Consider the following 313-nt stretch of genomic DNA (forward strand, 5'->3'; position numbering starts at 1 on the left):
GCGCAGGCCTGCATCGCCACCACGCCTTCGACCGACATCGGCATGTAGATGACCACGCGGTCGCCCTTCTTCACGCCGCGCTTCTTGAGCGCGTTGGCGAAGCGCGAGACGCGCTGGAGCAGATCCTGATAGGTGATGTTGGTGACGGTGCCGTCGTCGGCTTCGAAGATGATCGCGACGCGCTCGCCGTTGCCGGCTTCGACGTGACGGTCGAGGCTGTTGTACGAGGCGTTGAGTTCGCCGTCTTCGAACCAGGTGTAGAACGGGGCCTTCGATTCGTCCAGCACCTTCGTGAAGGGCTTTTGCCAGGTCA

The 313-nt window shown here is 62.6% G+C and carries 1 protein-coding gene; it reads right to left on the reverse strand.

Annotated features, from left to right (window positions below; translation table 11 throughout):
• On the reverse strand, window positions 1-313 hold a 313-nt coding region (locus U5782_RS41465), incomplete at both ends, for an AMP-binding protein (protein WP_322049650.1).

It is taken from the genome of Paraburkholderia sp. J67 (assembly GCF_905220265.1).
Taxonomy (GTDB): Bacteria; Pseudomonadota; Gammaproteobacteria; order Burkholderiales; family Burkholderiaceae; genus Paraburkholderia.